3 protein-coding genes and 1 pseudogene are annotated in these 3,198 nt (G+C 41.1%); 1 reads left to right on the plus strand and 3 read right to left on the minus strand.

Features of this window, described 5'->3' with window-relative positions:
• Positions 1-308: 308 nt before the first annotated feature.
• A complete protein-coding gene (locus LD39_RS12730) occupies positions 309-986 on the minus strand; it encodes an RsiV family protein (RefSeq protein ID WP_035547296.1) in 678 nt (225 codons plus the stop codon).
• Between the two features lie 147 nt (positions 987-1,133).
• Between LD39_RS12730 and LD39_RS12735 the strand changes: the two genes are divergently transcribed.
• Positions 1,134-1,946 carry a GNAT family N-acetyltransferase gene (locus LD39_RS12735; protein WP_035547299.1) on the plus strand — a complete coding sequence of 271 codons (813 nt, stop codon included), beginning with the start codon at positions 1,134-1,136 and terminating at the stop codon, positions 1,944-1,946.
• A gap of 32 nt (positions 1,947-1,978) precedes the next feature.
• On the opposite strand, the gene LD39_RS12740 is transcribed toward LD39_RS12735, so the two are convergent.
• Positions 1,979-2,983: an ABC transporter substrate-binding protein gene (locus LD39_RS12740; protein ID WP_035547302.1), complete on the minus strand. Its 1,005-nt coding sequence runs from the start codon at positions 2,981-2,983 to the stop codon at positions 1,979-1,981.
• A gap of 18 nt (positions 2,984-3,001) precedes the next feature.
• A pseudogene (locus tag LD39_RS12745) lies at positions 3,002-3,198 on the minus strand (ABC transporter permease); the annotation flags it as partial.

Genomic DNA, 3,198 nt, shown 5'->3' on the forward strand with positions numbered 1-3,198 from the left:
CACATGCCCATGGAAAGCGAGTGATTTCCCGGACCTCCTTTTTCTATCCAAGGCAACGGAAACATGAAAAAGTCTCGAAACTGATTTTTCCAGATAAAGGAGCTTTAACTTAATAAAAAATAGACTCATGACTGTTAGCAACGTTTATCCACAAGGTTGTGCACAGTGTGCATAACTCAATTGATCATTTGATACTACAACCACATAGTCAAACCTCAGTTGTTTATAACTCACCCACTAACGAATGTGGATAATGTTGATATCCACCTGGATCCTCTGGTGTAAATACATTAATTCTGTGGATAAGTTCAGACGATTGGAGGAAGCGGAGCGTAAGTCTTATCCGTCTTCTCTTCTTTTTTAACTTTTTCTAAAGGAATCTCAATCTCCGGTGTTCCGTGAACCCCCGCTGCAATCTCATATTTATTAAAGACCAAGACCAATTTATCCTTATTTACATAAAAAGCTGTGGTGTCCCTTACCCCGTTAAAATTGTGGAATTTATACGTCTCCTGATCCTGCGCTAATTGCGCTCTTACCTCTTTATTTAAACGATCCATATGGACAAAATCCTTTAAAGCATGAATGTCTCCTCCCGGTTCATCCGAAAAGTTAATCGATGTCACCTGAGAGTTATATTGATCACCCCGCGTAATATTCGTCGTCATGACAACGGAATAAAATTCTTTATTTTTGTAGACAGCCGTTTCTTCATAGTAAAGCACCGGAAATCCCATGACCTCACTTGCTTCTCTCTGGACATCCCTAAAGGTACGTTCGAGTTTCTGTACAATCATCGTGTTCACTTTCTTTTGAAGATCTTTACTTTCAAGCTGATCGAAAAGCGGATATTCTGCGTGGATTTCCCAATCTTGCGTGATCTGATCTTTGTGTCTGATTTGGTACAGACTTTCTGCATCTGCATGTACCCATCCTCCACTACTCATCAGAAAGAAGCTCATAATCGTAATTAGTAATAATTTCAACGCTAATCCCTCCTGTTTTCTTAGTTTGACCCATTTCAGAGAAACTAAAGGAAGGAATCGAAATTTATCTTTGTATTAAAAAAAGGATTGTAATTCAGGAAAATTTTGTTACAATTAATTAAATTTTACCTAAGGAGGGATAATCCAATGATTCGCAGACTTTCTCAAAAAGATGATCCAGCTTGTCAAAACCTTCTATCCAGAAAACCTGCTGAAAACCTGTTCATCATCGGAGACATTGAAAACTTTGGATACGAACAAGAGTTTCAAAAAGTGTGGGGAGACTTCACTGACGATGGGGACCTCATCGCAGTCCTACTAAAGTACCGCAGCAATTATATTTGCTACGCAGAGCACAATTTTGATGCGAAAGGCCTTGCTGAGGTCATCAATAACGATCTTGATTTCAAAGAATTGTCTGGTCTAGAGGAGATGACAGAAAAACTCCTCCCCTACATTGAAAGGACATCCCTTAGGACGCGCACTCTTTATTACGCAAAATGTGAAAGCAATCAACAATTGGACACTTCCTTAAACCATTCAGAAGTCAGAATGGCAGCAGTCGAAGATGTACCGAAAATCGTTGCATTACAGGACAGTGTTCCTGAATTTGAAAAAGATCGTACAAGGGCTGACAGTCTTACAAAAGGAATGGAGAATGGTTCTTCGCGAACGTTTTATTTAGAACGAGATGGCAAAATTGTCTCTTCCGCTTCTACGACCGCTGAAAATTCCATGTCTGCCATGGTGGTAGGAGTTTGCACACATGCGAATTATAAACAGCGTGGATTCGCAAGTCTTTGTATGACTAGGCTTTGTAAAGAGCTTTTATCAGAAGGAAAAATGCTTTGTCTTTTCTATGATAACCCTGCTGCAGGGAGCATTTATAAACGTATAGGGTTTGAAGACATTGGTAAGTGGATGATGCACATTTACGAGCCTGTCTGTCAAACCACTTAAAAAAGGTGCCTTTTGAGAGGCACCTTTTTTCACTATTTAATAAAACTCTTATCAACAAGACCAGTAAGATCTGGTTTTTCTTTTAAGAAGCCAAGGTCATACGAGGAATTCGCGAAATCCTGTAAGTCCTTTTCTTCAACTTCATAAGTGAAGTCGATTCGCTCCCATGCATTGTCAATGACTTCTTGAGAAAGCTCTTGATCTGTGATGTCTTTAATTTTCTTGATCGCGATTTCCTTTGCTTCTTCAGGGTTTTCCTGAATGAATTCTGTCGCTTGTTTATGAGCGTCAACGATGTTCTGCACCATTTCCGGGTTGTTTTTCACAAGATCCTGAGAAGTAACAAAAACAGCTGCTGGCAGCGTCTCACCGTAGGCTACGTTTGGTGTATCAACAAGTACTTCTCCATTTCCTTCTGCCTCAATGGAGGATGCCCATGGTTCAGGAACTGTGGCAACATCCACTTTTCCTGTTTCAAAAAGGCTTGCGTAAGTGGCTGGCTTCCCGGTTACATGCTTCATTTTTCCATCGATTCGATCGGAAGTGATGCCATATTCTTCTTTCATCATAGTTTCAAACTGAACATCATGTGTACAGCCGACGCGTGGCGAGATAAAAGTTTTTCCTGCCATATCCTCTGGTGAATCTATATTCGCACCATTTCGGGCCATGATGACCGTTCCACCTGTTGAACCGGCAGCAACGACATTGATTTTTGCCCCACTCGTAAAGTGGTTCATGGCAGGTCCGGGTCCAACGAGACCTCCCTGGATGTCTCCTGTTTCAAGTGCTGTCATGAAAGAAGATCCATCCGGGAAATATTGATAGTTCACTTTTGTTCCATCTGGAAGAGTTTCAGAATACAACTCTTTCTCTTCTGCGACCATTCCTGCTACGTGGTTAATATTAGGAAAATAACCGATGGTAATTTCATCCGTATTCCCTTCCCCATTCGAGTCTGCACCAGCGCTCTCACCGCAAGCGGCAAGAAACAGCCCTACAGCTAAGATCACGATTCCAGTTAAGATTTTTTTCATCAAATCTCATCTCCCATCTTATGTTTTTAATAATCCCCAACGCTTCATCACGTTTTTTTCCAGCTTCGAGAACACGATTTGATCGACGATGGCGCCGATCACACCAATAATGATAATGATTCCAATGACTTGATCCATTCGTGCATAATCCTGAGCATAACGGAGCGAGTAACCAAGTCCAGGACCGTTACTTAAAAGTTCACCGGCCATTAATG

Origin of the sequence: Halobacillus sp. BBL2006, from assembly GCF_000786645.1 — a bacterium.
GTDB lineage: Bacteria > Bacillota > Bacilli > Bacillales > Halobacillaceae > Halobacillus.